The organism is Lentzea flava, from assembly GCF_014648475.1.
Taxonomy (GTDB): Bacteria; Actinomycetota; Actinomycetes; order Mycobacteriales; family Pseudonocardiaceae; genus Lentzea; species Lentzea flava.
The window spans coordinates 1-4,721 of sequence record NZ_BMRE01000121.1; the positions used below are offsets into that span (position 1 = coordinate 1).

The 4,721-nt window shown below is 66.2% G+C and carries 4 protein-coding genes and 2 pseudogenes; 4 read left to right on the forward strand and 2 right to left on the reverse strand.

Going from position 1 to position 4,721, the window contains the following annotated elements; all coding sequences use genetic code 11:
- The first annotated feature begins 166 nt into the window (after positions 1-166).
- From IEZ09_RS47285 to IEZ09_RS45585, 3 genes and pseudogenes are all read left to right on the forward strand, one after another.
- Positions 167-577, forward strand: a complete 411-nt coding sequence (locus IEZ09_RS47285) for a LysR family transcriptional regulator (protein ID WP_229813562.1) — start codon at positions 167-169, stop codon at positions 575-577.
- A 15-nt stretch (positions 578-592) separates the two neighbouring features.
- Positions 593-1,138: a type 2 periplasmic-binding domain-containing protein gene (locus tag IEZ09_RS47290; RefSeq protein ID WP_301326625.1), complete on the forward strand. Its 546-nt coding sequence runs from the start codon at positions 593-595 to the stop codon at positions 1,136-1,138.
- A 185-nt stretch (positions 1,139-1,323) separates the two neighbouring features.
- Positions 1,324-1,776, forward strand: a pseudogene (locus IEZ09_RS45585) ((2Fe-2S)-binding protein).
- Positions 1,777-2,661: 885 nt separating this feature from the next.
- Here IEZ09_RS45585 and IEZ09_RS45590 read toward each other — a convergent pair.
- Both IEZ09_RS45590 and IEZ09_RS45595 read right to left on the reverse strand, forming a co-directional pair.
- A pseudogene (locus IEZ09_RS45590) lies at positions 2,662-3,538 on the reverse strand (IS5 family transposase).
- 113 nt (positions 3,539-3,651) lie between these two features.
- A complete protein-coding gene (locus IEZ09_RS45595) occupies positions 3,652-3,858 on the reverse strand; it encodes a hypothetical protein (protein ID WP_189260094.1) in 207 nt (68 codons plus the stop codon).
- Between the two features lie 413 nt (positions 3,859-4,271).
- On the opposite strand from IEZ09_RS45595, the gene IEZ09_RS45600 reads away from it, so the two are divergent.
- The gene (locus IEZ09_RS45600; RefSeq protein ID WP_368856233.1) at positions 4,272-4,613 is read left to right on the forward strand and encodes a hypothetical protein; all 342 of its coding nucleotides are present in this window, start codon (positions 4,272-4,274) and stop codon (positions 4,611-4,613) included.
- Positions 4,614-4,721: the final 108 nt, after the last annotated feature.

A 4,721-nucleotide genomic window follows, 5' to 3' on the forward strand; every position in this document is an offset into this window, starting at 1 on the left:
CGCCATCCACCACGCCACCAAGATCAACAAGGCGCCGAGGTTGACTTAGGAAACTCACATGGAAACCCCTCCTGTCTCGTCTTCCGCAACGCTAGGCCGGAAACAGATCCTGCGGGAACCGATGATCTGGCATCTCTGGTATGTGTGATCAGCATGGACGTGTCGAGTGCGGAGCCTGCGGGTGCTGTGTCAGATCGCCGAGTCGGGCAGCTTCACCGCGGCCGCCGCTCAGTTGGGTCACACGCAGTCGGCGGTGTTCCGCCAAGCGGCCGCGCTTGAACGCAGCACGGGTGCCACCCTGTTCGAGCGGCGACCTGGCGGAGTACGGCTCACCCAGTCCGAACTGACACTGCTGAGCCACGCCAGAACGATCCTGGCCTCGGTCGACGCGGCAGGACGCGACTTGTCCGGCGAGGCTCACCGTGCCGAACTCGTGCCCCTGGGGATGATCCTGAGCGCCGGCCCCTTGCTTCTGCCCGCCGCCCTCGCGCGACTTGCCACAACAGCGCCCTGGGTTCGGGTGACCACTCGTGAAGGCACCACTCCCGGCTTGGCTCGGGCGTTGCGCACCGGTTAGTTCGACATCGCTGTCCTGACTTCCCGCCCACCACACCGGTCACCCGACGCCGAGGCACCACGCCTGCACGTCACGCCCGTTCAGGACGCCGAACTCCGCGTGGCCGCGTCAGCCACCGGCACGTTCCCCAGGCGCACCTCCCTGCACGTCGACGAACTCGTCGACGCACCCTGGATCGCCACCTCCTCATCGACCTCCGAGCCGCCGCTCGATGTCTGGCCGGGGCTGTCGGGGCGAGCGCACATCGTCCACAGTGCACGCGACTGGCTGACGAAACTGTACTTGGCCGTCGGCGGGTTCGGCATCACGACGATTGCCGAACGGCTGTCACCGGTGCTGCCTTCCGGCGTGATTCCCTTGCGTGTCAAGGGCGCCGCACCCGAGATCCGCCGTGTTCTCGTGGCCGGCTCCCCGGTCCAGCCACACCACCGGCCACGGCGGTCACGCAGGCGATCACCTCAGCTGTTCAGTCGCAATGACCGACAAGCCACCGCGCACATCAACGGTCGCCGCCCCGGCCGGGACGCTCATCGCCAAGATCAATCCGACGCGCGAGCCTGAGCAGAAACAGCGGCTTCCGCCGCCTCTTGGAAGTCGGCGATGGCACTGTTCAGGGGCAGCGAGGTCGAACCGCAGAGCAGGCACCCAGCCGATAAACTGTCCTCAAAGGACGGCTTCCGGTGCGGCGGCACCGCGCCTCGTGCCGGCAGCCGACGACACCGTCACCTACGAGATCACGCTGCGACATCAACATTGCCGCGCATCGGCTGAGCGTCGATGCGCGGGTGACGTTGCTTTACGCACTACGTGAACGGATCGGTCTCACCGGCGGCAAGAAGGGATGTGATTGGGGCGAGTGCGGTTTGTGCACCGTGCTCGCGGACGACCGTCGAGTCAAGTCCTGCCTCATGCTGGCCGTGATGCGTGACGGCGAGGAGGTCGCTACCGTCAGGCCCCACCGGCGGGGGCCGGTTGCATCCGGTGCAGGAGGCGTTCGTCCGGCGCGACCGACTGCAGCGCGGGTTCTGCCCGGCCGGCCAGATCATGTCCGCAGTCGCGCTGATCGAGTAGGGACACCGGGGCCCGCGCGGTCTGACGATGAGATCTGCGAGCGCATGAGCGGCAACCTGTGCCGATGCGGCTGCTACCCGAACATCGTAGCTACGGTCCTGGTCGTCGGCGGCGGGGAACGCCACTGATGCGAGACTTCGGCTACGCGCGCGCCGACAGGCCCGACACGGCGGTGGATCTGGCCACCCGGCCGCGGTCCCGATTTGTCGCGGGCGGGACCGACCTGCTTCAACCGGTGAGGGAGTCGAGGACCACCACCCTACGTCGACATCAACTCCTTGCCCCTGAAGGACATCCGGGTAGATCTTGATCGGTTCGGATCGGTGTGCTGATGAAAGCTGCTGGGCCGCAAGGGATTTCGCGGCTGAAGACTCTTTGCACCACGCGCAGCGGCAAGGGGCCGACCTGCGCCAGGACCTTGTCGAGCGATCGTTCGCCGCGCCGGTGGGAACGCAATATCTCGCGGTGCGCTAACCCAGCCCCTGCCCGAGGCGGGCGCGGTCGCATCCTTTGGTGGCAAAGGAGATTCTGTGACAACGCCATGTCCTTCAATCCGATCTTCAAGGACCCTGGCGCGGCATCGGCAACCTCGAGATCGCGATCGCCGAGTACATCGATGGTACAACCACCGCCGCAGCTACACGGGAACTCGGCCTAATCCCGTCCGCGGAACACGAGACCAACCGTCACCACACAACCGCACGCGTCTCGACACCGAGCGGGTGATCACACCTCTGTCGAACCCGGCACTTTGCACTGTGACCGTGCTGCACCGATGCGACGAAGGACCTGCCCGTCATCCTCCACAGTGCACCGAACATGACCAACTCACACTGAACGGGCAGGTGAGGAGCACTGAGGCTGCAGTGCCGAAGTACGGCTGCTCACGACCCGTTCCCTGAGTCCAGACGGCAGTGACAGCTGCGGAGCTGCTACCCGGCGAATTGCGTTGCGGCTGACCTACGTCTGCGATTGAGAGCAAACAACACGACTAGGGCCTGTATCGAAGTCGGTCAAAGCCATTCGTTGATCGCGGCGATGTGGAGGGTGGCTTCGTAGCGGACGGCGAGTTTGTCGTAGCGGGTGGCCACGGCACGGTGACGCTTGAGCCGGTTGATGCCGCATTCCACCGCGTGGCGCTGTTTGTAGGTCTCGGGGTCGAAGGTCGGTGGCCGGCCGCCCTTCGACCCCTCGGCTTTGCGATGCGCGTCCTGGTCGGCCTTGGTCGGGATGGTCGCCTTGATCCCGCGGCGGCGCAGGTGTTCCCGGTGGGCCTTCGCGGCATAGGCCTTGTCCGCCAGCACACGATCCGGGCGGGTGCGGGCCCGGCCGCCGCTCAGCCGCGGCACGCGGATCCCGCGCAGGACGGAGATGAACTGCGGGCTGTCATGACGGTGCCCGGCGGTCAGCACGATCGATAACGGTTTCTGCCCCTGCTCACAGCTCAGATGCAGTTTCGTGGTCCGCCGCCGCGCGAGCGGCCCAGCGCGTGATCGTCAGGCTCGGCGGTGATCCCGCCCGGTGGCCCGGCCTGCAGATCCCCCTTTTCCGTGCGTCCGCGGCATGCTGATGCGCCCGCGCGATCGTGGAGTCCACGCTGACGTCCCAGGTGATCGGCCCGGCGGCATCAGCCAGGGCCTGCAACAGGATCAGGACCCGCTGCCAGGCACCGCCGCGCTGCCAGCGTCGGAACAGCCCATACGCCGCCGCCCAGGATCCGTACTCCGGCGGCATGTCCCGCCACGGGGCACCGGTGCGCACCCGCCACCGGATCCCGTCGATCAACTGCCGCTTGCTCCACAAGGGCGGCCGGCCCTGCCGCGACGACACCGGCAGCAACGGCTCCAGCCGCTCCCAGTGCGCGTCGGTCAGGCCGAACCGCCTCGCCACCGCTAAGGTGTCCACGAGGTCTCCGGTGTTCAGGTTTCTCTTCGCAGACAAACCCTCTACCGGAGACCTCACTCATTCTCGGCCATCGACACGCCCACCAGCGCAGATTTGGCTCAGGCAGTCACAGCCGACTTCGATACACGGCCTAGTTCGTGCCACATGGCGTCCTTGCTCACCCAGCTCGTCTGTCGTTTGAGGAGCAGTACGCGCACCTGGTCCAGGGGCAGCGCCTCGTTGGGCAGGCCGTATCCGAGTGCCGCGCAGTCGAGGGTCAGCGGCTGCGGGCCGGCGGTCATCGCGAGGAATCGTCGTTCGATCACGTCCAGGTGCGAGGGGGGAGAGCGAGGTCATCGGGGAGGTGCCTTTCGGGGCGGGGGACCATCTCACCGCCTAATCCGCTTCCTGCGGCACTTGGTGGAAAGGATTCACCACAACGGGTGGCGTGTCGCTGTCGCTTCAGTGCGGGCGTGGCCCGCATGTGACCGTCGCTGTTGCGTGCTTGGCGGGGATGACCAGCCGTGGTGGTGAGCGTGAGTATCGTGCGGAAGCTGGCTGACGCGAGGTCGTTCAAGCGAGGCGAGCGGTATTTCGCGGCTGGTCAGGTTCGGCCGGTCACAGTGGACGGGGCGACCGTGAACGCCACAGTGGACGGCACTTGGACTCATCGCGTGCGGCATGATGTCACGACGAAGGCTTGTGCGGGCGTTGCTCCTGCCCGTACGGAGTTGACGGCGTGTTCTGCAAGCATTGCGTGGCCGCCTCGCTGGCCTGGCTGGAGCAGGGCGGAGAGCTCGGGAGCTGCGTTCAAAAACCGTTGTCGGGCAAGCGGTTGCAGTTTTTCCTGCGCGGTTGTGGCCAGGAGTGGCTGATCGAGCAGCTGATGACGGTCGCAAGATCGGATCGAGCGCTGCGAGCTCAGCTCGCCGTCGCGGCCGTGCAGGAGAACGCATTCGACGACCGGGACATCAGAAACCGCCTGGAACGCGCCATCGACGCGCCGCACACGCCGCCTCGCGCGCGACCGGCCTGCTCTGGTTCGTGCTTGGCCTCGGCTTCTCTGCGTTCCTCGCCCTGACCGTCGGCTGGCGTGGCATCTCGGTCGGACCAAGAACTCCTAACAGAATGATCTTGGGATACTGTTGATCATCGGGGTGTTGGCCTTGGTGTGAGGAAGGGTGAGCAG